Genomic DNA, 26,228 nt, shown 5'->3' with positions numbered 1-26,228 from the left:
CATGTCCTAAGCGCCAGCCGTGTCGGGCACCGTGAGCGAGCAGCCCGGCAGCGTGGCCACGAAGTCGCCGCCGAACGCCGTCGCCGGCGTCTGGTAGCCGGCCGCAGGGGGCGCTTCGAGCATGCGGCGGACGATCGCCAGCGACGCGATCACCGTGAACTTGTAGCCCTCGGGCGCGCGCACGCGGCCCTCGACCGCGCGGCCGTCGGGCGCCTCGACGCGGCCCCAGATCTCGCTCGACCCGGCCTCGCGGACCTGTTCGTTCGGCCCGGTGACGCGACGGTCGACCAGCGTCTGCAGGGCCCGGATCACGGCCTTGCGGCGCAGGAGCGGCCCCAGCAGGCCGAGCAGCCGCATCCCGCGGACCTGCGCCTTCGGGAAGCTCATCCAGGTGGTGATGTTCTCGATCCCGGTCGACGCGTACGCGGTCGCCAGGTCGCCCCACGGCACCGCCACCACCAAACGCTCGCGCCCGCCGAGGCGGACGGTGCGGGTGCGCGAGCCGGCGGGGATCCGCACCAGGCGGCCGCGCTCGCGCACGGCGCCGCCCTCGCCGAGGTGCTCGATCATCGTTTTGGTGGTGCCACGGCTGAGCTCGCCGAGCGCCAGGATCGCCAGCTCGAGCCGCGTCGCGCCCGGCAGCGCCTCGGCCAGGGACTTCGCCAGGCAGTCCGACGGCACCACGTCGAAGCCGACCCCGGGCATCAGGACCACGCCGCGCTCGCGCGCGCTGGCGCCTTGCGCCCGACAGGCCTCGAACACCGGGATCTCGCCGGTGATGTCGAGATAATGAATTTTGCTTTCGAGACAGGCCGCGACCATCGGCGCGCTGGTCCGCGAGAACGGGCCGGCGGCGTGGAGCACCAGGGCGGCGCCCGCGATCCCGTCTGTCAGCGCGGCCGGGTCGTCGAGCCCGAACACCCGCGATTCGAGCCCGAGCTCCGCGGCGAGGCGCCGGATCGCCGACGCGTCGCGGCCCGCCAAGATCGGGCGTAGACCCTCGGAGACCGCCTGACGGGCGATGAGCTCGCCGGTGTAGCCGTTCGCACCGTACAGCACCCATTCGCGCATGGCCGGCGCTATAGCGCGGGTGCGGGGGTCCCCGCCACAGAAAGCGCTTGTACTCGGCGGCCGCTCGGCTCATCGTCTCTAGCGGCTCTCATGATCCCAGACCCGCGCGCCGAAGCAGGTTTCCACGGCCCCCAGGGCGTGGAACTGGCCACGACCTTCGCCCGGGCCCTCCTCGCCCTCGTCGAGGCCGACACCGACGACGCCGTCCTGCGCGCGGTGGCCTCCGCGGTGAGCAGCTACGGCCCGTCGCTGATCCGCTTCTACACCCTGCGCGACGACCCGGGCGACCTCGGCTCGCACGATCCGCGCTTCATCGATCGGAGCGGCCCGCGCCCGGCCCAGACCGACGCCAGCGTCCCGACCCACGCCGAGCTGTCGAGCGTGTGGCAGGCCGGCATCTGCCCCGCCACCGACCCGCTGCTCGGCCGGCCGTTCGCGCTCGCCGATCACCCGGTGCTGGCGCGCTGGCTGGCGGCGCCGCGGCAGGCCCTCGTGGTGCACGACCTCTCGGCCGACCCGCGGCCGGCGGCGCACCCGAGCGAGCGCAGCGCCCAGGCCCTGGTCGTCCTGCCGCTCACCACCGGCGGCCCGGACGCGCGCTGGCCCGGCGTTTTGGTGCTGTCGTGGAAGATCGTCCACATCCCGAGCCCGCGCGAGCGGCTCGTCTACGACATGCTCGGCGCCGCCGTCGCCTCGCAGTTGGTCGCCCGCGACGCCCTGCGCGACCACCAGCGCGCCATCGACGAGGCCAACACCATGTACGTCGCCGCGCTCGCGCTGGCCGAGGCCGCGACGCTCGAGGAGACGCTGGCGGCCCTCGCCGAGCCCGCCCAGGCGATCGAGGCCTCGACCGCCGCGCTGTGGCTGCGCGACCCGACCGACCCGACGCGCCTGGTGCTGCGCGCCGGCGGCGAGCCGGCCACCCGCCCGCTCGCCGACCTGGCTGGCCTGTTCGCCAGGCCCAACGAGCCATGGCTGTTCGAACAGGTCCGTTCGGACACCCCGACCGAGATCGAGCCCGGCGCGCCCACGCCGCGGCTGGCGGAGCCCACCGGTCCCGACGGGTCGGCCCACGGGGCCACCCTGCTGCTGCCGCTCGCCTGGGGCGGCCGCGAGGTCGCCCTGCTCGAGCTCGGCTGGTCCTCGCCGCGCCCGCTGCCGACCGCCCTGCGCCGCCTCTACGCCGCGCTCGCCGGCCCCGCCGCGGTCAGCCTGGCCGGCCGCGCCCTGCTCGCCGACGCCGCCGCGGCCGCGCCCACGGGCGAGCCGACCGGCCTCGAGGCCCTGCCCGTCGCCGCCGTGGTCGGCACCGGCGAAGCCCTGCGCGGCAACTCGCGCTGGACGGCGCTCGGCCTGACGGGCGGCGCCCACCTCCCGGTCGCCTGCGCCCTCGCCGACGCCCTCAGCGCCGGCGTCGAGCTGCGGCGCGACCTCGTCGGCGAGCCCGCGCTGGCCGTGTTCGCCGCCCCGCTGGTCGGCGCCGCCGGCACCGCCGTCGGCGTCCTGCTCGACACCTCCGAGGACGCCCGCGCCGAGCGCCAGCGCCTCGAGGGCCGCGACGTCCTGCTCGAGCGCCAGGGCGCCCTGCTGGCCCGCCGCGCCGTGCCCGTGCTGGCGATCGTCGACGAGCTCGCGGTCATCCCGGTGACCGGCGCCCTCGACGACGCGCGCGCAGCAGCTGCTCGAGGTCGTCGCCGAGGTCCCTCGCGGCCCGCGGACCCTGATCCTCGACTTCACCGGCGTCACCGGCGTCGACCCCGGCACCGCCACCGTCGTCCACGAGGCCGCCCGCGCCCTGGTCGCCCGCGGCGCCAGCGTCATCTTCTCCGCCGCCCCGGCGACCCTGGCCGACGCCCTGGCCGGCGAGCACATCGACGCCCTCGGCGACGCCCTCGCCAGCGCCCTCGTCAACCCGCGCGCCTGAGCGCCCGTGCTCGCGCCCGGTCGGCCCCCGGGGCCGGCTGCTCGGGGGGACATGTCGCGCAGCACATGTCCCCCGGCACATGTCGCTGAAGACATGTCCTCGAGATCCACGCCGCGCGGCTCGGCTATCCCTTGGGGCATGTCCGAACAGACATGCCCTCAAGCTCCTCCGCCAGGCGCCCGGCTCAGCGCACGTAGATCGTGTAGCGCCAGCCCGGCACCTCGATCGCCTCGACGTTGCCGGCCTTGCAGCACATGTTCTGGTCGTTCCAGTTGGCCCAGTTGCTGAAGATCGACGCCTGGCGGTCGTAGCCCCACACCATGATCTGCTCGTCGTAGCCGAGGCCGACGTGGGGGAAGTCGTCGCCGTCGCCGGTGCGGAGCGTGCGGGTGTTGCCGGTGGGCACGATGTCGAACTCGCCGACCTCGATCCCCGCGCCGCAGTAGCCGTCGAGGTAGCACACCCCGGCCAGGCCGGCGGGTGACTCGAGGCGGCCGTAGCGGGCCACGTCGCTGCCGCTGGTCGGCGCCCAGCCGAACACCACCTCGGTGAAGTCGGCCAGCACGAGGCCCTCGGTGAGGACCGCCGGGCTGTTCGAGTCGGGCAGCACCGGGCCGGCCGGGCCGTTGGCGCTCAGGCTGTCGAGCATCGCCTGGGCCGCGGCCTCGCCGATCGGCTTGTCCATCATGTTGTACACGGCCTGCCAGCCGCCGCCGTTGAACGTCATCTCGCAGAACACCTGCGCCGGCGGTAGCGGCCCGTCCGGGCCGTCGGGGTCGACGCCGTACACCCCGTCCTCCGTCTCGAGGCCGAAGTCGCGGAGGTCGCGGCAGTGGCGGGGCGTCACGCACAGGCCCTCGTGACAGTAGCTCGACATGCAGTCGGCGTTGTTGTCGCAGACCTGCGCGTCGAGGCAGCCGAAGCAGTGCAGGCCGCCGCAGTCGACGTCGCTCTCGCCGCCGTTCTGCTCGCCGTCGACGCAGCTGGCCGGCGCGCTGCAGTCGTTTTTGCACAGGTCGTTGTCGATCTCGTTGCCGTCGTCGCAGGCCTCGGCGCCCTCCTGCACGAAGCCGTCGCCGCAGCGGGCCTGCTGACAGTTGTTGAGGCACTCGTCGCCGTTGTCGCTGTCGCCGTCGTCGCAGATCTCGACCTCCTCGTGGAGGAAGCCGTCGCCGCACTTGGCGACCTCGCAGGTGTCGAGGCAGCCGTCGCCGTTGTCGTCGTCGCCGTCGTCGCACGGCTCGGTGCCGCTGTAGACGTAGCCGTCGCCGCAGCTGGCCAGCTGACAGCTGTTGAGGCAGCCGTCGCTGTTGTCGGTGTTCATGTCGTCGCACTCTTCGCCGACGCTGACCACCCCGTCGCCGCAGCCGGGGGCCTGGCACGCGCTCGTACACGAGTCGCCGTCGAGCGAGTTGCCGTCGTCGCAGCCCTCGCCCGGGCCCTGGAAGCCGTCGCCGCAGGCCACCTTCGTGCACTTCGGGGTGCAGGGGCGATCGGCCCCGTTGTCCGCGCCGTCGTCGCACTCCTCGCCGGCGTCCTGCACGCCGTCGCCGCAGGAGGCCGGGCCGCCTTCGGTCACGCCGCTCGTGCCGGTCGGCGCGTCGGTGGTCGCGCCGGTCGACGTCGACGGGTCGCCGTCGGTGTCTTGACCCGGCGCGTCGGCGGTGCCGCACCCGAGGAGGGCGAGGGCCACGGCGGTCGCGCAGAAGGGGATGAGAGCGGGCTTGTGGAAGTGCATAAAGGTCCTGCGTGGTGCGAGTTCGGTGGCGCGAGCCCCGACCGGCGTACGTGCCGGGCGAGGCGTTCGCGTCGCGTCGCTCAGGGCCGGCGCGAACGGGGGAGACGCGCGGGCGGAGTGCCGATTTGCAACGGGAAATGCTCCGATCCCCGAGGCTGTGATCCAACCCCTCGCGGGCGGACCATGAGCGGACGAAACGCACAATAAACGGTGTTCTGCGCGATTTTGTGCCCTCCGGGGCGAGCCGCGCCGAAGCCGGGGTCTACAGACCTCGGCCTTGCCGTTCGTTGCGCAGAAACACTAGCGCACGGGCTTTTTCTCGCGCAGATCACGTGCCGGCCGCCGCCAACTGCCGTATCGTCCCCGTCTCTCGCCTGGGGGTGGCCATACGGCCTGAGAACATACCCCTCGAACCTGATCCGGATAATTCCGGCGGAGGAAAGTGCGAATGGACCGTCAAGACGACACATCCGACAGCTCTGCGCGGCGCGCAGGATTGCCCATCGCGGGCCCCGACGTACACCCGCTGCGTCCCGTCCCTCCCCTTCAAGCCAGCTTCCCGAGCTCGACCAAGATCGAGGTCGGCGACCTCAAGGTCCCGTTCCGCAGCATCCAGCAGACCGGCGACAACCCGGACGTGGTCGTCTACGACACCACCGGTCCTCAGGGACATGACCCGAGAGACGGGTTGCCCCCGCGGCGCAAGGACTGGATCGCGGCCCGCCTCGCCAAGAGCGACGGCAACCACACCCAGATGCACTACGCCCGCCAGGGCGTCGTCACCGAGGAGATGCGGTTCGTCGCCATCCGCGAGCAGGTCGACCCCGAGTTCGTGCGCAGCGAGGTCGCGCGCGGGCGGGCCATCATCCCCGCCAACATCAAGCACCCCGAGCTCGAGCCGATGATCATCGGCCGCAATTTCCTGGTCAAGATCAACGCCAACATCGGCAACAGCGCCGTGTCGAGCAAGATCGAGGACGAGGTCGAGAAGCTGCAGTGGTCGACGCGCTGGGGCGCCGACACGGTGATGGACCTGTCGACCGGCAAGCAGATCAAGGAGACGCGGGAGTGGATCCTGCGCAACGCGCCGGTCCCGATCGGCACGGTGCCGATCTATCAGGCGCTCGAGAAGGTCAAGGGCAAGGCCGAGGACCTCGACATCGACATCTTCATGGAGACGCTGCAGGAGCAGGCCGAGCAGGGCGTCGACTACTTCACGATCCACGCCGGCGTGCTGCTGCGCTACGTCCCGCTGACGGCGCGGCGCGTCACCGGCATCGTCTCGCGCGGCGGCTCGATCATGGCCAAGTGGTGCCTGCACCACCACAAGGAGAACTTCCTCTACACCGAGTTCGAGCGGATCTGCGAGCTGATGAAGAAGTACGACATCAGCTTCTCGCTCGGCGACGGCCTGCGCCCCGGGTGCATCGCCGACGCCAACGACGCGGCCCAGTTCGGCGAGCTGAAGACCCTCGGCGAGCTGACGGAGATCGCGTGGCGCCACGACGTCCAGGTCATGATCGAGGGGCCCGGCCACGTGCCGATGCACAAGATCAAGGAGAACATGGACGAGCAGCTGCGCCTGTGCCACGAGGCGCCGTTCTACACGCTCGGCCCGCTGACCACCGACATCGCGCCCGGCTACGACCACATCACCTCGGCGATCGGCGCGGCGATGATCGGCTGGTACGGCACGGCGATGCTCTGCTACGTCACCCCGAAGGAGCACCTCGGCCTGCCCGACCGCGACGACGTCAAGGCCGGCGTCATCGCCTACAAGATCGCCGCCCACGCCGCCGACCTGGCCAAGGGCCATCCCGGCGCCCAGGCCCGCGACGACGCGCTCAGCAAGGCCCGCTTCGAGTTCCGCTGGCGCGATCAGTTCCACCTCTCGCTCGACCCCGAGACCGCGCAGAGCTTCCACGACGAGACCTTGCCGGCCGAGCCGGCCAAGGACGCCCACTTCTGCTCGATGTGCGGCCCGCACTTCTGCTCGATGAAGCTGACCCAGGACCTGCGCGACCTCAGCGAGGCCGCTGACGTGTCCTCGGGGACAGGTCTCGACGAGGCCGCGATCGCCCGCGGCATGCAGGAGAAGGCCGAGGAGTTCCGCGCCGGCGGCGGCGACCTGTACGTCCGCGTGCGCGAGGACCTGCTGCCCGGCCAGGCCACCACCCAGGGCGCGGATTGAGCGACGACGATCGCATCACGCCCCTGCCTGACGGCGACGAGGACCTCTCGTCGCCTGCGGCCGCGCCGCCCGCGGCCGACCAAGAGGCCCTGCGCGCCACCGTGCGCGACCTGCCCGAGGTGCGCAGCGGCCTGCGGGCCCGGCGTCCGCGCGTCCAGCCGTCACGCGGCGTGATCGCGGGCCTCGCCGTCGGTCTGCTCGGCGCCGTCGCCGTCGCCCCGATCGAGCACCGCGCGCTCGGGGGCAGCGCCGACCTCGGCGCGATCTGGGCCGCGTGGTCGCTGCTCCTCGCGCTCGGGGCCGCCATCGGCTGCGTCCTCGCGCTCGCCGAGTGGCTGGTCGCCCGCCTGCGCTCGCGCCCGCTGGTGACCGCCGCGGTGCGGGCCGCCTGCTGCCTGCCGGTGCTGATTCCGGTCGCGCGCCACCTGTTCGACGGCGCCTTCGCCAGCACCTTGCCCGGCGCGAGCACGGCCTTCATCTGGGTCCCGCTGCTCGGCTGGGCCGGCCTCACTCTGGCCTTTTGGCCAGGTGGCAGATGGCTGCAGTACCCGCGGCCCGACACCGTCGGGCGGGCCCCGCCGAAGGGCGCCGCGCTGCCGCTGTTCATCCGCCGCCGGCGCGTGATCGCCTTCGCCCTGGGCCTCGGCGCCGTCGCCTGCGAGTACGTCAACCGCACCTTCCTGCGCAGCGAGTACCCCGACCTCCACACCATGCTGGTCGTCGGCGCCTGCGGGGCCGCCGGCCTGTCGCTGTGGCTCGGCTTCACCCGCCCCTGGCGTTACGACCAGGTCGAGCGCCGCGCCCCGGTCGCCCAGGGCCGCGCGCTCGCGCTGGCCGGCCTCATCAGCGCCGTCATGGCCGTGGTCGCCAACCTCGTCGCCTGCGTCCAGCTCGGCCTGCGCGACCCCGACACCCGCTTCGTCGTCGCCACCCAGGGCATGCACACCCGCCTGCTCGCGCGGGTCGTCCGCGGCCTCGTCGACGGCGACGGCGACGGCCACTCGCCCGCGCTCGGCGGCGCCGACTGCGACGACACCGACCCGCAGGTCCACCCCGAGGCGCGCGAGATCATCGGCAACGACGTCGACGAGGACTGCGACGGCTACGTCGCCCGCGAGGATCTCGCGGCCGCGCTGGCCCAGGCCGACGAGGTCGCCGCGCGCAAGCAGGGCCAGTGGCGCGACGAGCCCGAGGTGCGCGAGTTCCTGCGCCGCACCGCGCCGATGAACCTCGTCCTGATCAGCATCGACGCCCTGCGCGCGGATGTCCTCGCGGACAGCCCCGAGAACCGCGCCGAGTACCCGCGGCTGTTCCAGCTGTTCGGCGAGTCGACCGTGTTCACCCGCGCCTTCGCGCCGTCGGCCGGCACCGACCTGTCGCTCTCGGGCATCCTCACCGGCCGCATCGACCCGTTCACCCACGTCGACAAGACCCTCGCCGAGGCCTTGCACGACGCCGGCCGCGTCGCCCACGGCGTCATCCCCAGCGAGGTGCTGCGCTACGCCGGCAAGACCCTGCTGACCCGCGGCCTGCACAGCCACGATCGCCTGGTCAACGACGCCGGCCAGCGCGACATCGGCTCGTACAGCACCTCCGCGCGGACCACCAGCCTCGGCCTCGCCTTCCTCGACCAGCGCCAGCAGGCCGCCGACCAGGGCGGCGCGTCCCCGTTCTACCTGTGGCTGCACTACTTCGACGTCCACGAGCACGACGAGGTCGACGGCGGCGACCGCAGCCTGCGGCGCGTGCTCGCCAACCCGAACCCGCGGCTCGGCCGGCGCGAGAAGTACCGCGCCATGCTGCGCCTCGTCGACGAGCAGATCGGCGCTCTCGTCGACGATCTCGTCCGGCGCCAGCTGTGGGACAAGACCCTCGTCGTCATCGTCAGCGATCACGGCGAGGGCCTCGGCGAAGATCCGCGCCTGCCCGACAACCACGGCCGCGTCCTCTACAACCCGCTGATCCACGTCCCGCTGGTCATCCGGATCCCCGGCGCCCCCGGCGGCCTCGCCACCGACCCCGTCTCGGTCCTCGACGTCACCCCCACCCTCCTCGACCTCGCCGGCGCCGAGCCGCTCGCCGGCGCCGACGGCCGCAGCCTCCTGCCGCACCTCGTGCCCGGCGCCCCCGACGAGCTGCGCCCGCGCGGCCGCCCGCTGATCCTCAACGAGAGCGACCAGTACGGCGTCATCGCCTGGCCCTACAAGCTGCTCGTCCGCCCGGGCGACAACCTCACCGAGCTGTACGACCTCAGCGGCGACTTCGGCGAGCGCAACAACCTCGCCGAGTCGGCGCCCCGCCGCGTCGGCGAGCTGATGCAGTACTACCACGCCGCGCCTCACGTCGAGCTCGACCGCTCCAGCCGCGGCCGCCGCCTCCGCGAGCGCAACGCCGCCACGCCCGGCGAGTGAACCTGTTCGCCGGGACATGCCCGCAGAGGCATGTTCTACCACACATGCTCCTCGAGACATGTGCGAAAGGACTTCTCGCGCGGCCTCGTCCGACGACGCGAGCCTGCTCGGCGCGTCACGTGCTGCGAGTCGACCTCGGCGACGCCGCCGCGGGCTCAGAGCGACGCGCGCAGCCGACCTCTCGATGTGCGTCGACCGGAGCGACGGCGCCGCGCTCGTGGCTCGCGGGCTTGAAGCGTCGCGCGCAGCCGACCTCTCGATGTGCGTCGACGCGGAGCGACGGCGCGACGCTCCTGGCTCCCGCGCCTGATGCACCGGCGCTCGCCAGCCACCCGCCCGACCGGACGAAGCGCCTGCGTCGCCTGCACGCCCGGCGGCCCCCCTGACGTCGTCGCCGCTCCTGCGCGAAAAAATGAGCCGTCGCCCGGCGCCCGTGCGACCTCTTCACATGCGCCTTTCATCGCGATCACCCCTCGTCCTCGCCCTCTCTCGCCGGCTGCGACCTCCTCGATCCGCTCCTCACCAGCGGCCACTCCGGCGACGACTCGGAGTCCGGCCCGCCGGCCATGACCTCGACCGGCACCTCCGGCACCTCCGACACGACCGGCTTCTCCAGCGAGACCTGCACCACCTGCGACAGCGCCACCGAGGCGGTGTTCGTCATCCCGCCCGATCCGCCGCCCGCCTGCGACGTCTACGCGCAGGACTGCCCCAGCGGCTTCAAGTGCAGCGCCGAGGGTCCACCGCCGCTCGGCAGCGACAACATCACCTGCTCGCCCATCGTCCCCGAGCCCGACCAGGCCGGCGAATCGTGCCAGCGTCTCGTCCAGGGTCACCTCGGCCCCGACACCTGCGACCTCGGTCTCTTCTGCGACGACGTCGACCCGCAGACCGCCATCGGCACTTGCGCGGTGATCTGCCAGGGCAGCGACCAGCAGCCGATCTGCGGCGCCGGCGAGGAGTGCCTCGGCTACCACCAGATGCCGCTGTGCGTGCCGCACTGCGATCCGCTGGTGCAGGACTGCCCCGCCGGCGACAGCTGCCAGTACGCCGGCGTCGACTTCGTGTGCCTGGAGGTCTCCGGCTTGCCCGCCAACCAGCTGTTCGAGGGCTGCGGCGACGACCGGTCCTGCGCGCCCGGCCTGAGCTGCGTCGACGGCGGCGCGGCCACGGAGTGCGTGATGGGCGACGACGGCCCGGGCTGCTGCTCGCCGTACTGCGACCTGAGCGCGCCTGCGTGCCCGGGCGTCGGTCAGCAGTGCCGGCCCTACTACGAGCCCGGCGAAGCCCCGTCCGGGCTCGAGAACGTCGGTGTCTGCGCCCTGCCGTGAACGGCCAGCAGCGCCGGCCCCACGACGAGCCCGGCGAAGCTCCGTCCGGGCTCGAGAACATCGATGCCTGCGCCTTGCTCGCGCGGCGACGATGACTGCATGTTGCGAGACATCGCGGAGCCTCGCGCCCGTTCTCCGCTCGCATACGAGCCCATCAACGTCCTCCGCAGCGACGCCGCGGCCGCGGAACTCCGGTGCCACGCCGAGCTCGGCCTCCTCCGAATGCCGAGTCGCACGCCCCCGCTCACGCTTCTCCGCGCCGCGAGATGCCATGCCGCCGACAGCCGAGAAAATCGGCGCTGTGGCAGCCCCACAGCCCTGCTGAGCGACTTCTGCCGCCTGTCCCGACCCGAGACCCACGACGCGCGGAGAGCTCCGTGGAGGCCGTCTCGACGCCGAGGACGCTCATGCATGCGCAGCCCATTCGAGCGCTCCTCGGCGCGTTGCGACGCGTCCCGAAGGACTTCCATGGCGCGAGTGCATCGACGATCATGCATGGCGATGCAGTCCCGACGCCGCGTAGTCGTCGTTCACGCCTCCGAACCTGCGCGTTCCGCCGTCTTCGACGCCGCATGGCGCTCGGGACATGTCCCAATGGACCCGTCCGAAGAGACAGCGCATGGCGAGGACGTCCTGGTCGTCCGCGTGGGCGTCGACCCCGGCCCCGCCGACCTGCGCCTCCCGGACGACGCAAACGTCGGCCCCGCCGCCTACGCCGAGCTACGCCTGCTCGCGCTGCCCGCCGAAGAGGACGACGAGGAGGACGACAAGGGAAAGACACCGACAAGGGCGAAGCCGAGCTCGACGAAAAAGACCACGACGCCCTCCCCGTCCCGCCGGCCCTGCCCGCCCCTTACCTCGTCCACCCGTACTTCCAGCCGCGGATCTTCACCGGCCGCGCCGCCGACCTCGCCGAGCTCGACGCCTGGCTCGCGCACGGCCAGCCCGCGCGGGTGCTCGCAGCGCTCGGCGGCATCGGCAAGAGCGCCCTCGCCTGGGCCTGGGTGCAACGGCGGCTCACCGACCCCCGTGGGCCGGCTGCATGTGGTGGAGCTTCTACGAGGGAGGCGCCACTTTCGACCTCATGCTCCGCCACCTCGCCGCCTACGCGACCGGGATGGCGCCCGCGGAGGCCATGCGCGCCGATCGACTCGATCTCGAGCGGCGGATCCTCGCGGCCCTGCGAGCGCGCCCGTTCCTGCTCATGCTCGACGGCCTCGAGCGCGTCCTCGTCGCCTACCACCGACTCGACGCCGCGCGCCTGCCGGACGACCTCGCCGACGCCGCCATCGACCTGCAAGCCTGCACCGATCCACGAGACGGCCGGTTCCTGCGCGCGCTCGTGCGAGCGAGCCCGTCGCGGCTGCTGGCGACCTCGCGGATCTTCCCCAGCGACCTGCGCGACGGCGACGCGCTGGTGCCCGGCGTCGAGCTGTCCGCCGCGCAGGGCCTCGACCCCGCCGACATCCCCGAGCTCCTGCGCGCCGTCGGCCTCGACCCCGAGGCCTGGTGGGTCGCACCGACCACGCACGCCATGGCCAAGCTCGGTCACTCCAGCCTGCTGTGGCGCCTGATCGCCGGCTGCGCGCACGACCACGCCAGGCCCTCGACCTTCACCGGCCACGACGACCCCGAGCCCGCAGCCCTGCGCGCGCACATCCTCACCACCGCCTTCGAGCACTTGCCGGCCCGCGCCGCGCGACTGCTGTCGCGGATCGCCGCCCTGCGCTCGCCCGTCGGCATCGACACCGTGCTCGCGCTGGCCGATCCGCCCCCGCTCGGCCTGCGACGCCCGCCCCACCAGCCCCTCGCGCCGCTACGCCAGCTCGAGCAGATCCTCGCTGAAGATCACTATCCGAGCACCCGCACGCACTTGCAGGACAACTACGACAAGCTCCGCGCCCGCCGCGACGCCTGGGACGTCTATCGCGCGCTCGCGGGCCCGTACGCCCGCCTGCCCGAGGTCCTCGCCCACTACGCCCGCATCCACGTCGACCTGTGCCTGCTCGAGGCTCGCGGCTTCCTGCTGTGGGACCGCGGCAGCAACCGCCACGACCTCCACCCGGTCGTCCGCGCCTACGCCTTCGAGCGCCTCGAGGGCGAAGGCCGCACCGCCGCGTTCGTGGCGATCCGCGACCACTTCGAGCAGCTCCGCCCGAGCCCGCGGCCCCCGTCCGCAGCATCGCCGACCTCCAGCGCACCATCGAGGTCTACAGCGCCCTCGTCGGTGCCGGCGACTTCTACGCCGCCTTCCGCCTGTACTGCGACCGCCTGGCCGACCCGCTCTACGGCCGCCTCTCGGCGTACACGACGATCGTCGAGCTCCTGATCCCGCTGTTCCCCGCCGGCCTGCGCGAGCTCCCGCGCCTGTCCGACCCTTACGACCAGAGCAGGGCGCTCACCAGCCTGGCGAACGCGCTCGCGCTGGTCGGCCGGGGCGACGACGCCGCCGCCTTGCGCGAGCTCGACATCCGCCTCGGCCTCCAGCAACGCGATCCGAGCGGCCTGGTGATCAGCCTCGTCAACTGGGCCCTGTCGATCGAGGCCGAGGACCACAACTACACCGCGCTGCGGACCTTCACCCTCGCCCACCGCCTCGCCGTCGCCGCCGGCGGCAGGCAGACCCTACCGCTGCGCCACCGCGCCCGGCTGGCGATCGAGCTCGGCCGGTGGGACGAGGCCGAGGCCGACCACGCGGCGATCGCCGCGCGCGAGCTCGACGCGCACGACCGCCTCACCCTCGCCCGCGACCGCGTCACCCTCGCCATCTACCGCGACGCGGATCCGGCGCCGTGGCTCGCCGCCGCGTGGCGCGAGCACCAGCGGACGCCGCGCCTGTTCGACCTCGCCGAGCTGCACGCCCTCGAGGCCCGCGTCGCCGCCGCCGCCGGTGCCTGGGCCGCCGCCGAGACCCACCTGTGCGAGGCGCTGCAGCTCGCGCGCCGCATGGGCGCGAGCGTCGCCCGCTTCTCCGCCAGGCTCGCCACCTGCCTCGCGCACCTCGATCGACCTGACGAAGCCCGCCGGGCGCTCGCCGACGCCCGCGACGCCTCCGATCGGAGCCTCGCCGACGCCCACCTCGCCCTCGGCGAGCGCGACCTCGCCGGGCCGCTGGCGCTCGCCGCCTACCGCGACGCCTGGGGCGAGGGCCCGCCGTGGGCCTGCGTCGACGGGCTGCGCGAGTGCGCTGGCCTGCTCGATCGGCTCGGCCTGCCGCCCCCGGAGCTGCCGCCGTTCGACCCGGCTCGCTCGCCGCAGATCGCCTGCGAGGCCGAGATCGAGGCCTTCATCGCCGAGCTCGCGGCCGGCCGCGCCGACCCATGACCCGCCCGCTCCGCAGAAGAGAGCATGTCTTCTCGAACATGCCCCTCATCACATGTCCATAAGAACATTCTCTGGAGGACATGTCGCCAAGTTCTCGGCCGGCCGCGCCGGCCTCTGAGCCGCCCGAATGCCGCTCCCGGCGGACACGAAGCATGTCTTCACGGACATGCCCATCAGGACATGCATGAAAGGACATTCCCCGGAGGACATGCTCCGAAGGCGTCCTCCGACGGTCCGCGCCCACGCCGCTCGCGCCGCGTCGCTGCGCCCCCGCCGGCGCGGCGGCCTCGACCGTCGCCCGCCCTGCGCGCTCGTTCGTCGCGGGCCTCAGTGCCGCTCGACGCTCGCCGGCGCCTCGACGCGGCCGATCTTGTCGACCACCCCGCGGCGGACCGCCAGCAGCGGCTCCGGCAGGAACCCGCCGAGCAGCAGCGTCCCTACCATCCCCCAGATCGCGTACGACTCCCAGCGGCGCAGGTCTTCGAACCCGCGCAGGTCGTCCGCGTGGGGCGACGGCGGCCCGAGGAACGTGCGCTTGAACGCCCGCCACAGCGTGATCCCGTTGACCGCGGTGACGATGAACAGGAGCCCCACCACGAACGGGTGCTCGCGCAGGAGCCCCTGCCCGACCAGGTCCTCGGCCACGAACGAGATCGTGCCGGGGAAGCCGACCGCCGCGGCCGCCAGGATCAGGTACGCGGTCGCCATGCGCGGCGCGTTGTGGGCCAGCCCGCCGAGCTTGCGCAGGTCCGTCGTGTTCGCGCGCACCTCGACCGCCAGCGTCAGCAGCATCAGCCCGCCGCACTCGACCACCGTCGACATCGCCTGCAGCAGCGCCCCCGACACGCTCGCGTCGTCGAGCCCGGCGAAGCCGGCCAGCACCAGGCCCGACTGGCTGACCCAGAACCACGCCACGATCCGGCGCAGGTCGAATTGCCCGACCGCCAGGAACGCCCCGTACAGCGCCGTGAACACCCCCACCGCCATCAGCAGCGGCGCCGCCGGCCCGAGCACCCGCGGGAAGATCGCCAGCGCCAGGCGAGCCAGCATGAACGACCCGAGCGGCGTCAGACACGTCACCAGGGCCAGGTGCGGCGTGCTGTGCTGCGCCGTCGCCGGGAACCACAGGTGCAGCGGCACGATGCCCATGCGCAGCAGCGCCACCGCCAACACCAGCGTCCCGATCCACGGCGACGGCGAGTAGGCGCTCTTCGTCAGCTCGACCAGGTCGAGCGGGTTTTGCACCCCCGCCGCCGACGCCTCGAACGCCAGCCCGATCATCGCCACCGCCAGCGCCAGCCCCGTCGCCACCACCAGCGACTTCATGATCACCTGCAGCGGCCGCGACCCGCGGTGCCTGGCGTCGAACCACAGCGGCAGCAGCGACAGCACCACGAAGCTCGACAGCACCCCGGCGTCGAGCGCGAGGAAGCTGCCCATCAGCGCCCCCTCGACCACCATGATCTTGGCCGCCAGGCCCGCGCGCATGTCGGCGCGCGGCGTCATCAGCAGCGCCACCAACACCAGGCCGGCCGTCAACGGCAGCAGCACCGCGTTGAGGCCGTCGACCGCGAAGTGGCTGTGCAACCAGCCCAGGCCCTGCTCGAGGTGGTCCTCCTTGTACGCGTGGCGCGTGCCCTCGTGGACGAACAGCGCGCACGCGACCAGGAAGATCGGCAGCGCGAAGCCCAGCGCCAGCGCCCGCTGCTTGGTCGCCCCGCGCACGCCCCAGCGCAGCGCCGCGGCCGCCAGCAGCGGCGTCAGCCACAGGAAGATCAGCGAGTACTGCACCCACGCGCTCATCGCCGGCCTCCCTTCGCGCGCCGCTCCGACTCGCCGTGCAGCGCCAGCAGCCGCGACTCGAGGCGGTCGAGCCGGCGCGACAGCGCCATCACCGGGCGCACCACGTAGCGCTCGAGCGCGATCTCGACGTCGAAGCGCTCGATCGCCATGCGGTACACGTACCGGCGCGTGCGCAGGCCGAGCTCCTCCCAGCGGACCGCGCCCTCGTCGGCCTCGGTGCGGCCGAGCGCCGCGCGGCGGGCCAGCGCGTCCTGCAGCGCCGACGGCGTGCGCAGGAACTGGTAGTAGCGCAGCACCGCGTGGGCCACGAGGTGCACGGTGGCCAGCGTGTACAGCCCGAACCCGATCTCGACGAACATCAGGCCGACCTGGCTGGCCGTCGCGTACGACAGCGCCGACTTGGCGTCCGGGCTGGCCTGGCTGCTCATCGCCGAGATGACCGCGGTGATCGCCCCGACCGCGATCATCATCGTCTGCGCCGCCAGCGAGTGCTCGAGCAGCGGCGCCGCGCGCAGCAGCAGGTACACCCCGGCGTGCACCGACAGGCTGCCGTAGAACACCGCGGACGAGGCCGTCGGCCCCTCCATCGCCCGCGGCAGCCAGCCGCCGAGGGGGAACTGGGCCGACTTGCCCATCGCCGCGAACACCAGCGACAGGCCGACGAACGTCGACGGCCACGGGCTCGTCAGCGCCGCCTGCTCCGCCGCCAGCCAGTCGCTCGTGTGCAGCCAGCGGTGCAGCGACACCCCGGCGGTGAGCAGCCCGATGTCGCACAGGCGGTACGTCACCAGCACGCGGGTCGCCGCCTTCACCGGCCCCAGGCGCTCGTGGAAGAACCCGACCAGCAGCACCGACGTCATGCCGACGATCTCCCAGCCGACGAACAGCAGCTCCAAGTTGCCGGCCAGCACCAGCGCCTGCATGCCGGCGCCGAACAGCAGCATCAGCAGGAAGAACCGGTTGAAGCCGGGCTCGCGGTGCAGGTACGCGATCGAGAACTGACTGGTCGCCGCCAGCAGCAGCGACACCAGGGCCGACACCGCCGCCGAGCGGCCGTCGACGAGCAGGTCGATGCGGAAGTCGTAGCCCGCGCCCGAGTACCACGAGCCGAAGCCGAGCTGGAGCGGCCCCGCGGGCCCCGCCGCCCAGCCGACGAGGCCGACCAACAGGCCGAGGAAGCCGAGGCCGATCGCCGTCTGGGCCACGGACGCCACCACGCGCTCGCTGGCCAGCCGGGCCGCCAGCAGCAGCGCGATGATGACGGCCCCCAGCGCCGGCGCGGCCGGGGCCAGCGCGATCACGTGAGCGAGCGAGTTCGAGTCGAGCATGACGCGAAGACCATGTCCGAAGGTCAGGGCCGGATCAGCGCCGGCGGCAGGAATTGATCGCGCCCGGCGTACCAGTCGCTCGAGCTGCGCACGCGCGGCAGCCCGGCGCTGAGCGGGGTGTAGGGGCGGAAGCCGAAGCGCGCGTCGAAGGTCTGGATCGCCCGGGTCTCGGGATCGACCGAGACCAGCCGCAGCCACTCGTTGGTCACCAGCTCGGCGACGGCCGGCTGGCGCCCGGCGATCGCCAGCAGCGTCGCCGGCGACGCCTCGACCACCAGGTGCAGGCGCACCGGCTCGTGGACCTCCGTCATCTGCTTGGGCAAGCCGGTCCGCAGGTCGCTGCTGGCCCCGTTCATCACCCCGAACAGGCCGGTGACGTTGTGCGGCAGCTTGGTGCCGGCGCCGAGGCGCTCCATGTCGACGGTGGAGAAGAAGTACTCGAGGTTGATGCCGGCGCCGACCGGGCCGACGGCGAGCAAGATCCGCTCGAGGATCGCGCCCTTCGGATCTTGCTCCGGATCGTACGAGACGAGGAAGGCCCGCCGGTCGAGGAACAGGCCCGCGGTCAGCTCGCGCCGACCGACGAAGCAGGCCGCGTTGGTCGCGTGGCCGAGCTCCGGCCGCGCCTGCGCCAGGTCGAACGCGCGCCCCTCGACGTGCCGCAAGGCCCGCTCCGACGTCGACCGCCGCGGCGCCGACGCGAACCGGCGGCAGCGCTCGTGCGCGTTGCGGCGGCACATCTCCTCGAGCTGCGGCGACAGCACGCGCAGCTCGTGCAGCGCCGCGTCGGGCAGGTCCTCGGCGTCGTAGAGGCGGATCATGTCGTTGGCGGTGTCGTACAGCCCGCCGACGAACACGGTGTCCTCGGGGATGACGATTCCGCGGGCCACCAGTCGCTCGCGCACCCCCGGTTGATTGGCCATGCGCGCGAACAGGCGCGCGTTGGGCCCGCCCGAGCGCCCGCCGCACGCGCCGCACGAGTACGCCGGGAAGTACGGGTTGTTGACGCTCGACGAGTCGTGGCCGAGCACCACCACCAGCTTCCCGAAGCGCTGGACGATGCCCATGTTCTCGAGCAGCGCCGCCACCCGCGTCGCCATCTCGTCGAGGGTGAAGCCCGACATCACCTGCGCCGTGCGGGTGCCGTCCTGCTCGGCGCGCAGCTCCGTCAGCCGCGTCATCGGCTCGGGCAGCCACCAGCGCGCGATCGCCTTGCGCACCCGCCCGGCCGCGCGCGGCGAGAACACGTTGGCCAGCAGCGGGATCGCGGCGAAGAACCCGGCGATGGCCGTCACGATCGATCCGAGCAGCAGCGAGCGCGACATCCGGCCCCACGCCGTCTCGATCTCGCCGAGCTGACGGCGCCGGCTCGCGCGCAGCTCGGCGACGCTGAACTGGCGCGTCAGCGCCTGCTCCTCGATCCGGTGCTGCGGCTCGACCACCACCGGGCACAGCGGGAACGTGCTCGGATCGTCGATGCCCTGGTACGCGATCGCCAGGCCGAAGAACCCCGCCGCGCCGAGGGTCTCGCACTCGGGCGCGAGCTCCTCGAGGTGGCGGCGCGACGACTCGAAGCGGTCGTCGATGCAGAACACCACCTGATGCCGCGGCCGCGACGCCACCGGCGGCGGCGCGGCCAGGTTGGCCGCCAGCGCGTCGAGCAGCTCGATCCGGTAGCGGCGCTCGTAGGCCTCGTGCAGCACCCGCAGGCGCGTCCCCTCGTCGAGCTCGTCGAGGAACGAAAGCACCGCCTCGACGTCGGCGCGGCTGGCCGAATCGATCGTCGCCGCCGACACCCCCGCGAGCTGACACAGACGGAACAGCGGCCACGACGTGTCGTGACGGCCGCGCTGCTGCGGCCCCGCGATCTGCGGCAGCGCGGCGCAGGCCGCCCGGATCGCGCCGGCCCGGCCGCGGACGCCGAGGCGCGCCGCGACGTCGCGGTACGCGAACAGGTCGAGCACGAGCCGCACCGCCAGGTAGTCGATCAGGCGGACCTGCGCGCGCGTGCGGCCGATCGGCCCCGGCGCGCGCTCGAGGCGGTGGAACATCCCCGCCCACCCCGGCAGCTGCAGCAGCGTGTGCTCGACGAACGCCTCGAGCTCGTCGTCCGCGATCCCGAGCTCGGCCAGCAGCTCGATCACCACGTCCTCGGCGCCGAGCTTGCGCGCGTCCCAGTCGCGCAGCCGCTCGCCCAGGCCCGCCAGCCAGGCCGGGCGCACGCCGAGCCCCGACGACAGCACCTTCGCCCACGCGCGGAAGAACCCGCGCTCGCGGTCCGGCATCGTCCAGTACGACTGCCCGCGGTCGAGGAACGCCGCGCACAACGGGATCAGGTGCGCGTGGACCATCTCGTTCGGGTCCTCGCCGCTGGTGCGCAGCAAGAGGTCGCGGTGGAACACCGCCGGCGTGGCCTGCGGGCACGGCTGGCCCTCGAGGTGCTCGCACGCGCGGACGCACGCGGTCCACAGCGCGCGCACCGAGAACAGCTCGGGGTCGCAGGCGAACGCCGCCATCATGTCGCGCGGGTCGACGCGGCGGCCGAGCAGCGCGCCGAGCTTGAGCAGCGGATCGAGCGCGCGCTCGCCGGGCGTCGGGCTGACGACCTTGGCCGCCACCTCGCGCGCGCCCGCGGGCCGCCGGCGGCCGCCACCTCCTGCTCGAGCCAGGCCCGCGTGCTGCGGACGATCGCGTCGCGCGGCCCCTGGCGGATGTCGCCGTCGAAGCGGTTGGCCGCGTCCTTCTCGACCAGGTTCCAGCGCAGGTGGGCGATCGTCTCGGCGCCCACGCCGTGGCGGATCACCAGCCCCGCCGCGACGTCGCGGCTCGGGAAGCCCGGCGCGATCGGCTCGGCCGAGAACTGCTCGTCGGCCAGCACCGCGTCGAGGTCGTCGTCGCGGATCCGTCCGCGCGCCAGCAGATCGCGGTATGTCTCTTTGGTCAGGTACCCGCGCACCCGCAGCTTGCTCTGCGCCTCGCGGATGGCCGCGTGGAACGGCAGGTGCTGGAACGCGTGCAGCGTGTTGTGATGGACGAACACCTCGAGCGGCGCCTGGGCCGGCAGGTAGTGCGAGGCGTGCTCCAGCGCCGCCCGCACGCGCGCGTGCATGTCGGGCGCGTCGGCGACCTCGGGCTGCGCGTCGTGGAAGAGCTGGTGGGCCGTTGCGGTCGACATGGGAACCCGCGCGCGAGCACCTCGCGGCCCGGCCAGGATGAACGCCGGTGTCGAGGCACGCGCTGAACCACCGGTTAAGCTGTGTTCATAAAGCCGGCCGCGACGGCCTCAGACGGCTCGCGGACGAATGCCCGCCTCGCCCCGCCTTGCGGTCGCATTCGATGGGTCGCGCCGCTCGCGACGTTTCAGTCGTGGCTCTCGGGACATGTCCCATGGAACATGTCCTCTGGCACATCCTCCGACTCACAGCGCGGCGGCGCCGAACGTGTCGCACTGGGCCGGGTCGTGCGAGTCGTGGCCGCGGGCGAACCACCGCGCCCGCTGCTGCGACGTGCCGTGGCTGAACGACTCCGGCTGCACCGTGCCGCGGGCCATCTTCTGCAGGCGGTCGTCGCCGATCGCCTCCGCCGCCCGCATCGCCTCCTCGATGTCGCCGGGGTCGAGCTTGCCGCGCAGCTCGGCGTCGCGCGCCCACACCCCCGCGAGACAGTCGGCCTGCAGCTCGAGCCGCACCGACAGCCCGCCCGCGCCCTGCAGCTGGCGCGGCGAGGCGGCGTGGACCTTGTCGGACAGCCCGAGCAGGTTCTGCACGTGGTGGGCGACCTCGTGGGCGATCACATAGGCCTGGGCGAAGTCGCCGGTGGCGCCGAGGCGCTCGCGCAGCTCGCGGTAGAAGCCGAGGTCGATGTACACGCGCTGATCGGCCGGGCAGTAGAACGGCCCCGAGGCGGCGTCGCCGTAGCCGCAGCCGGTCGGCGTGCGGTCGGTGAACAGCACCAGCTTGGCCTTGTGATACGGCGTCGGCCCGGCCCCCGACACCGAGATCGGCGAGCGGGCCAGCCACGAGCCCTGCACGTCGTCGAGCGCGTAGGCCACGTAGCTCGACAGGTCGTCGGCCTTGTCGGCGGCGACCGGCGCGTCCTGTTGCTCGGTCAGGTACGCGCCCTGCTGCTCACAGCGACCCATCGTCGCGTACAGCACGAGCGTGATGATCACGCCGATCCAGCCGAAGCGCGAGCGGAGCAGCACGCCGACGAGGCCGAGGATCGCCCCGCCGCCGCCGCCCCCGCCGCCGAAGCTCCGCTGGCCCCGGCGGTCGATGACGTCGTCGCTGCGGTAGCCCTTCTCGAAGCGCATGCCTCGAGCCTGATCCTATTTGCCGGCCGGCGCCAGCGAGGCGACCGCGCCCTGGCTGGGGTCGGTCGGCGCCAGCGGGCCCGTCAGCGCCCCGAGGTCGACGTAACCGCGCTGCTTCAGCACCACGAACGGCCGCTCGTCGAAGTACAGCTGGCCCGCCCCGTCGTGCTCGACGATCTGGACCTTGCCCGCCCCGTAGTCGGCGTTGCGGCCGTAGTAGCCGACCTCGAGGCGGTACGGGTAGGCCGAGGCCGTCCCGTCGATCACGAACGCCTCGAGCCCGTAGCCCGCGTCCATGTCGTCGAGCAGGCGGCCGCCGGACTCGAGCGCCTTCTCGCGGTAGAACGCGTGCCAGCCGTGGCCGTCGCGCACGTGCAGGTCGAGGTCGCCCTGCGCGTTGTCCCAGCTGAGCACGAACCGCAGCGACGGCTGCTCGGCCAGCTCGGCCTCCTGCACGCGCAGCGACTCCATCACGTAGTCGCGCTGGTCGGGCCAGCGGCGGATCCACGCCGCCGCGACCAGGCCGAGGTCGTCCTTGAACACCCGCTCGAGCCCGCGGGTCTTCGGCTCGACGCGGGCCCACGCCATGCCGTCGAGCAGCGCCGCCCAGGCCTCGCCGAAGTAGCCGGCCCGCAGCAGCGCGTAGGCGTACAGCCGGTAGCCGGCCGGGTCCTCGTAGCGCTGCTCGATGGCGCGGCTGTAGGCGTCGAGGACCAGCCAGTTGGCGGCCTCGCCGGTGCGCTCGAGCCGGCCCGCCGCGGTGCGCCGCACGTCGGCGCGGCCGGGGTACAGGTCGATGAGCGAGCCGTAGGCGCGGGCCGCCAGGTCGTCGCGGCCGTTGGCCTCGAGCGCCTCGCCGAACGCCAAGAGCGCCATCACGTCGGCCGGCGCCGCCCGCTGCCACCGCTCGGCCACCCCGAGCGCGTTGCGCTTGTCGTCCCACGCGCCCAGCAGGTTCATCACCGCCAGGAAGTTGCCCTCGTAGGCGTCGGCCGGGGTGCGCTGGGGCCCGAAGCGCAGCCCGGCGTCCTTGTCGCGCAGGCGGTCGCGCGCGTCCTCGCGGGCCAGCTCGGCCGCGGCGTCGGCCCGGCTGTTCTCGCGGACAGGTCCCTTTGGACCTTGCCTTTGGGACCTGCGCGAACGGACAGGCGGCACCGGCGGCGGCGGCGCGGCGCTGACCGCCGGCGGCGCCGCGTCGAAGCTGGTCATGCGCAGCTCGGCCAGCAGCGCGTGCGACGGCGGCGCGACGCGCTCGTCGGGCAGCGACACCGGGGCCGCCTCGCGCCACTCGGCGCCGAACTTGCCGACCGCCAGCACGTCGCGCAGCGAGGTGCCGTCGAGGCCGAAGCGCGCGTAGTCGTGGGCCGAGCCGATCACCACCATCGCCGTGGCGTCGTTGACGATCCGGTTCGACAGCGAGAACTCGACCGCGCGCTCGCGGAACTTGTCGCAGGTGTCGTCGGGCCCGCGGGCGCACGAGCGGGCCTGGTCGATGAGCCAGGCGGCGCGGGCCCCCGCCCACGCGTCCTGCAGCAGCGGCGACGGCGAGCGCGTCAGGGCCACGCCGTGGCGGGCCGCGACCTCGTGCCCGACGAGCTCCACCTCGAGCTCGTCCTCGGCGTACTCGGCGTAGACCAGCACGTCGTCGCCGGCCTGCACGCTCTCGAGCTTCTGCGGGTAGACCCAGCCGCTGCCGGGCACGCGCACCTCGACGTCGCGGACCACCGTGCGGGTCATGCGGTGGGCCGCGACCCGCGGCGTCACCCCGCTGCGCAGCACCAGCCCCGGCCGCGCCGCCGCCAGCTCGTGGCCCATCGCCTTCATCGTCTCCGGCCGCGCGCCGAGCTGCGTCAGCGTCGTCAGCCCGCGCAGCAGCGCCGGGTCGGCCGCCCCGCCCTCGACCATCACGTCGAGCCGCGCCACCCCGAGCTTGCGCAGCCGCTCCGCCTCGCTGACGAGCGCCGCCTCGGTGTGCGCCCCGGCGGTCACGAGCCCGTCGGTCATCACCAGCATGCGCCGCGCCGGCCGCTCGCCGCCGCGGGCCGCGAAGCGCAGCGCCCCGAGCAGGTTCGACGCGCCGAGCGCCCGCCGCGAGCGGATCGCCGCCAGCTCGGCCTCGCCGAACCCGCGGATCGGGCCCTCGTAGGCCACCTCGGCGCCCTGGTCGAACGCCACCACGCGCAGCGGGATGTCCTCCAGGACACGTGCGCCGAGCTCTTGAATCACCTGGCCCAGGCGGTCGACGTGGGTGTCCCAGCCGAGCCCCTGCGAGGCGCTGGTGTCGAACAGGATCGCCAGGCTCTCGACCGGATCGGGGTGGTCGTGGGGGATCGGCGAGATCCGGGCCACCACCATGTTGTCGTGGCGCAGGCCCAGCTCGCGCGGCCCGTGCGGCTGCACGACGATGTCGCCGGTCGGTCGCACGTCGGCGAAGCGGTAGAACTCGCCGTCGCCGCGGACCCCGGCGAACAGCGGGTCGCCGCCCATCACCAGCGGCGCGCGCGAGCGCAGCGCCACCGCCAGCTCGCGCAGCGGCGCCAGGCCGGCCACCGGCACGCGGTACGGCTCGCTGCGCCCCCGCATCTCCTGCGTGTAGGCCACGATCAGCCGCGTCTGTTGCCGCGCCGCGATCGGCTCGACCCGCGCCACGAAGCGCTCGCCCTCCGGCGCGCCGACCAGCTGCGGCTCCTGCGGCGCGTGGTCCAGCGCCAGCTGCTGGATCGCCGTGCGCCGCGGCACCACCTCGGCCTCTTGCCACGCGCCGTCGCGGAACGCCGCGAAGCGGGTCACGCGGGCGCCCGGCGGGATCGCCAGCGCCAGGCGGCCGGCCAGCGTGCGGCCCTCCGGGTTGTCGAACGCCAGCTCGAGCTCCGTGAACGCCAGCGGCTGATCGAGCACCGCCCGCACTCGCAGCACGCGCAGCGGCAGCTCGGCGCCGTCGGCCGCGGTCAGCGAGATCGGCGGCTCGCGGCGGATCGGCTCGTCGACGCCGGTCTTCGCGGCCAGGTTGGCCAGATCGGGCCCCGACTCGGAGCGAGCGCCGGGACCGCCGCACGCGAGCGCCAGCACCGCCACGGCGATCGGCGCCGAGCTCCAACCAGCCAACCTGTTGCTACGGAGTGCCATCCCGATCGCGCGGACCGACACCAACGGTCGCACAGGGGACCTTGCGGCGCAACCTGGCGGCCCAAAGCCTCGCTTTGTCGCGGGGGTGACGGCCGCCGCCGGGGTCCCACCTTGTCCCACGCGAGCGCGAGCGCCCCTGCGCGGCGCACGACGCCGGTCGCCGGCTGACCCGAACGCCAGGTCGCGGCGATTTTGCTAACGTCCGCCGCGCGTGCCAGCCGATTTCGTCCCTGCCTCGCCCCCGCTCGCCGTCGTCCTCGCCGCGGGCAAGGGCACGCGCATGCGCTCCGACCTGCCCAAGGTCCTGCACCCGCTGGCCGGCGAGCCGCTGGCCGTGCACGTCCTGCGCAGCGCCCGGGCGGCCGGCGTCGCCGGGCTGGTCGTCGTCGTCGGTCACGGGGCCGAGCAGGTCGAGGCGGCCCTGCGGCCCGTGTTCGCCGACCTGCGGTTCGCGCTGCAAGCCCAGCAGCTCGGCACCGGGCACGCGGTCCAGTGCGCACTACCCGCGATCGGCGATCACGAAGGCCCGGTGCTCATCCTCTCCGGCGACGTCCCGCTGCTCAGGCCGGCCACCCTCGCCGGCCTGCTCGACGCCTGCGCGACCAGCGGGGCCGGCCTGGCGCTCGCCACCTTCGAGCCCGCCGACCCGCACGGCTACGGCCGGATCGTCCGCGACGACCACGGGCGGATCCAAGCCATCGTCGAGGAGCGCGACGCCGACGCGGCCACGCGCGCGATCCGGGAGTGCAACGCCGGGGTCTACTGCGCCGCCGCCGAGCTCCTGCGCAGCGAGTTGCCGGCCCTCGGGCGGGCCAACGCGCAGGGGGAGATCTACCTGACGGACCTCGTGGCCCGGGCGGCCGGCCGCGGCGTCCACACCCTGAAGGTCCCCGCCGACGAGGTCGCCGGCGTCAACACGCCCGAGCAGCTGGCCGCCCTCGGCGAGCTGCTGGCCGCCCGCACCGGCTGACCCTTCGGGCATGTTTTCAAGAGCATGCCCGAACGCGCATGCCCTCGAAGACATGTTCTTCAAAACATGTCCTCTCGAACCTGCTCCAGCGGAACCCTGCGCCCGGTGCGGGCTCCCGAGTCCCCGCGCCTCTGCTGCCCCGACGAGACCCGCGGCCTGCCCCGGCCTCGCTCCGACCGCGTGGCGAAGATCCCACGCCTTCGACGCGCCCTCGCTGCTCCCTCACTCCGACCGCGCGGCCAAGATCCCGCGCCCTTGGTCGCGCCCCCGCCTCAGCGCTGGATCGCCGCGACCTCGTCGACCCGGCTGCGCAGCTCGTGGATGTCGAACGGCTTCTCGATGAAGCGATCGCAGCCCGCGTCCATCGCCTGGCGGCGCTCGCGTTTCATCACGCTGGCCGTCACGGCGAGGACCGGCGTCGCGGCGATGTCGGGGGTCGCGCGGATCCGCTGGACCACCTCGATCCCGCTGATCCCCGGCAGGTCGAGGTCGAGCAGCACGACGTCGGGTCGCCGGTCGCGCACCAGGGCCAGGCCGGACACCCCGTCCTTGGCGCCGATGACCTCGTACTCGCCGGACAGCTCGAGGATCTTGCGGGCCAGAGCGAAGTTGCTCGGGTTGTCCTCGATGTAGACGACGAGCTTGCGGCCCTCCACGGGCTGCAGTCTAGCGGACAACGGCGCGGCGCGGGCGCGCCTT

At 73.4% G+C, this 26,228-nt stretch carries 15 protein-coding genes and 1 riboswitch; of the genes, 6 read left to right on the top strand and 9 right to left on the bottom strand.

Annotated features, from left to right (window positions below; translation table 11 throughout):
- Positions 1–6: 6 nt before the first annotated feature.
- Entirely contained in the window at positions 7–1,071 is a 1,065-nt protein-coding gene (locus OV079_RS08715) for a saccharopine dehydrogenase family protein (RefSeq protein WP_267767394.1), read from the bottom strand.
- 138 nt (positions 1,072–1,209) lie between these two features.
- Between OV079_RS08715 and OV079_RS08710 the strand changes: the two genes are divergently transcribed.
- On the top strand, positions 1,210–3,084 hold the full coding sequence (locus tag OV079_RS08710; RefSeq protein ID WP_267767391.1) for a GAF domain-containing protein: 1,875 nt from the start codon (positions 1,210–1,212) through the stop codon (positions 3,082–3,084).
- A 95-nt stretch (positions 3,085–3,179) separates the two neighbouring features.
- On the opposite strand, the gene OV079_RS08705 is transcribed toward OV079_RS08710, so the two are convergent.
- Positions 3,180–4,733 (bottom strand): DUF4215 domain-containing protein, encoded by a 1,554-nt coding sequence (locus OV079_RS08705; protein ID WP_267767390.1) that lies wholly within the window; start codon positions 4,731–4,733, stop codon positions 3,180–3,182.
- Between the two features lie 366 nt (positions 4,734–5,099).
- Positions 5,100–5,192: riboswitch (TPP riboswitch) on the top strand.
- 43 nt (positions 5,193–5,235) lie between these two features.
- On the opposite strand from OV079_RS08705, the gene thiC reads away from it, so the two are divergent.
- The 4 genes from thiC (at position 5,236) to OV079_RS08685 (ending at position 13,990) form a co-directional block, all read left to right on the top strand.
- Positions 5,236–6,924 (top strand): phosphomethylpyrimidine synthase ThiC, encoded by a 1,689-nt coding sequence (thiC, locus tag OV079_RS08700; RefSeq protein ID WP_420829512.1) that lies wholly within the window; start codon positions 5,236–5,238, stop codon positions 6,922–6,924.
- Positions 6,921–9,335 (top strand): sulfatase-like hydrolase/transferase, encoded by a 2,415-nt coding sequence (locus OV079_RS08695; RefSeq protein ID WP_267767388.1) that lies wholly within the window; start codon positions 6,921–6,923, stop codon positions 9,333–9,335. The genes thiC and OV079_RS08695 overlap by 4 nt, the downstream gene beginning before the upstream one ends.
- 566 nt (positions 9,336–9,901) lie before the next feature.
- Positions 9,902–10,666, top strand: a complete 765-nt coding sequence (locus OV079_RS08690) for a hypothetical protein (RefSeq protein WP_267767386.1) — start codon at positions 9,902–9,904, stop codon at positions 10,664–10,666.
- A gap of 2,028 nt (positions 10,667–12,694) precedes the next feature.
- A complete protein-coding gene (locus tag OV079_RS08685) occupies positions 12,695–13,990 on the top strand; it encodes a hypothetical protein (protein ID WP_267767384.1) in 1,296 nt (431 codons plus the stop codon).
- A gap of 327 nt (positions 13,991–14,317) precedes the next feature.
- Here OV079_RS08685 and OV079_RS08680 read toward each other — a convergent pair whose 3' ends face one another.
- From OV079_RS08680 to OV079_RS08655, 6 genes are all read right to left on the bottom strand, one after another.
- The gene (locus OV079_RS08680) at positions 14,318–15,793 is read right to left on the bottom strand and encodes a proton-conducting transporter transmembrane domain-containing protein (protein ID WP_267767383.1); all 1,476 of its coding nucleotides are present in this window, start codon (positions 15,791–15,793) and stop codon (positions 14,318–14,320) included.
- Positions 15,790–17,121 carry a proton-conducting transporter transmembrane domain-containing protein gene (locus tag OV079_RS08675; RefSeq protein WP_267767381.1) on the bottom strand — a complete coding sequence of 444 codons (1,332 nt, stop codon included), beginning with the start codon at positions 17,119–17,121 and terminating at the stop codon, positions 15,790–15,792. Before OV079_RS08675 ends, OV079_RS08680 begins: the two co-directional genes overlap by 4 nt.
- 23 nt (positions 17,122–17,144) lie before the next feature.
- The gene (locus OV079_RS08670) at positions 17,145–19,739 is read right to left on the bottom strand and encodes a DUF2309 domain-containing protein (RefSeq protein ID WP_267767378.1); all 2,595 of its coding nucleotides are present in this window, start codon (positions 19,737–19,739) and stop codon (positions 17,145–17,147) included.
- Complete coding sequence (locus OV079_RS08665) at positions 19,637–20,296, bottom strand: putative inorganic carbon transporter subunit DabA (RefSeq protein ID WP_267767376.1); 660 nt, start codon at positions 20,294–20,296, stop codon at positions 19,637–19,639. The genes OV079_RS08670 and OV079_RS08665 overlap by 103 nt, the downstream gene beginning before the upstream one ends.
- 243 nt (positions 20,297–20,539) lie before the next feature.
- Positions 20,540–21,433, bottom strand: coding sequence for a KPN_02809 family neutral zinc metallopeptidase (ypfJ, locus tag OV079_RS08660; protein WP_267767375.1), 894 nt, complete (start codon positions 21,431–21,433; stop codon positions 20,540–20,542).
- 15 nt (positions 21,434–21,448) lie between these two features.
- Complete coding sequence (locus OV079_RS08655) at positions 21,449–24,559, bottom strand: hypothetical protein (protein ID WP_267767374.1); 3,111 nt, start codon at positions 24,557–24,559, stop codon at positions 21,449–21,451.
- A 211-nt stretch (positions 24,560–24,770) separates the two neighbouring features.
- Here OV079_RS08655 and OV079_RS08650 point away from each other — a divergent pair, with 211 nt between their 5' ends.
- Positions 24,771–25,529 carry an NTP transferase domain-containing protein gene (locus OV079_RS08650; RefSeq protein WP_267767372.1) on the top strand — a complete coding sequence of 253 codons (759 nt, stop codon included), beginning with the start codon at positions 24,771–24,773 and terminating at the stop codon, positions 25,527–25,529.
- 272 nt (positions 25,530–25,801) lie between these two features.
- Here the strand turns inward: OV079_RS08650 and OV079_RS08645 are convergent, their stop codons facing one another.
- A complete protein-coding gene (locus OV079_RS08645) occupies positions 25,802–26,185 on the bottom strand; it encodes a response regulator (RefSeq protein WP_267767371.1) in 384 nt (127 codons plus the stop codon).
- Between the last annotated feature and the right edge of the window lie 43 nt (positions 26,186–26,228).

It is taken from the genome of Nannocystis pusilla (genome assembly GCF_026626665.1).
In the GTDB taxonomy this organism is placed as follows: domain Bacteria; phylum Myxococcota_A; class Polyangia; order Nannocystales; family Nannocystaceae; genus Nannocystis; species Nannocystis pusilla.
Note: the sequence above shows the minus strand (reverse complement) of the source record. Positions and strands in the feature narration are given on the sequence as shown.

Coding starts and splice junctions, on each gene's coding strand:
- ypfJ (WP_267767375.1), bottom strand. CDS start 21,433: ATGCGCTTCGAGAAGGGCTACCGCAGCGACGACGTCATCGACCGCCGG.
- OV079_RS08680 (WP_267767383.1), bottom strand. CDS start 15,793: ATGAGCGCGTGGGTGCAGTACTCGCTGATCTTCCTGTGGCTGACGCCG.
- OV079_RS08705 (WP_267767390.1), bottom strand. CDS start 4,733: ATGCACTTCCACAAGCCCGCTCTCATCCCCTTCTGCGCGACCGCCGTG.
- OV079_RS08715 (WP_267767394.1), bottom strand. CDS start 1,071: ATGCGCGAATGGGTGCTGTACGGTGCGAACGGCTACACCGGCGAGCTC.
- OV079_RS08675 (WP_267767381.1), bottom strand. CDS start 17,121: ATGCTCGACTCGAACTCGCTCGCTCACGTGATCGCGCTGGCCCCGGCC.
- OV079_RS08690 (WP_267767386.1), top strand. CDS start 9,902: ATGACCTCGACCGGCACCTCCGGCACCTCCGACACGACCGGCTTCTCC.
- OV079_RS08655 (WP_267767374.1), bottom strand. CDS start 24,559: ATGGCACTCCGTAGCAACAGGTTGGCTGGTTGGAGCTCGGCGCCGATC.
- OV079_RS08665 (WP_267767376.1), bottom strand. CDS start 20,296: ATGTCGACCGCAACGGCCCACCAGCTCTTCCACGACGCGCAGCCCGAG.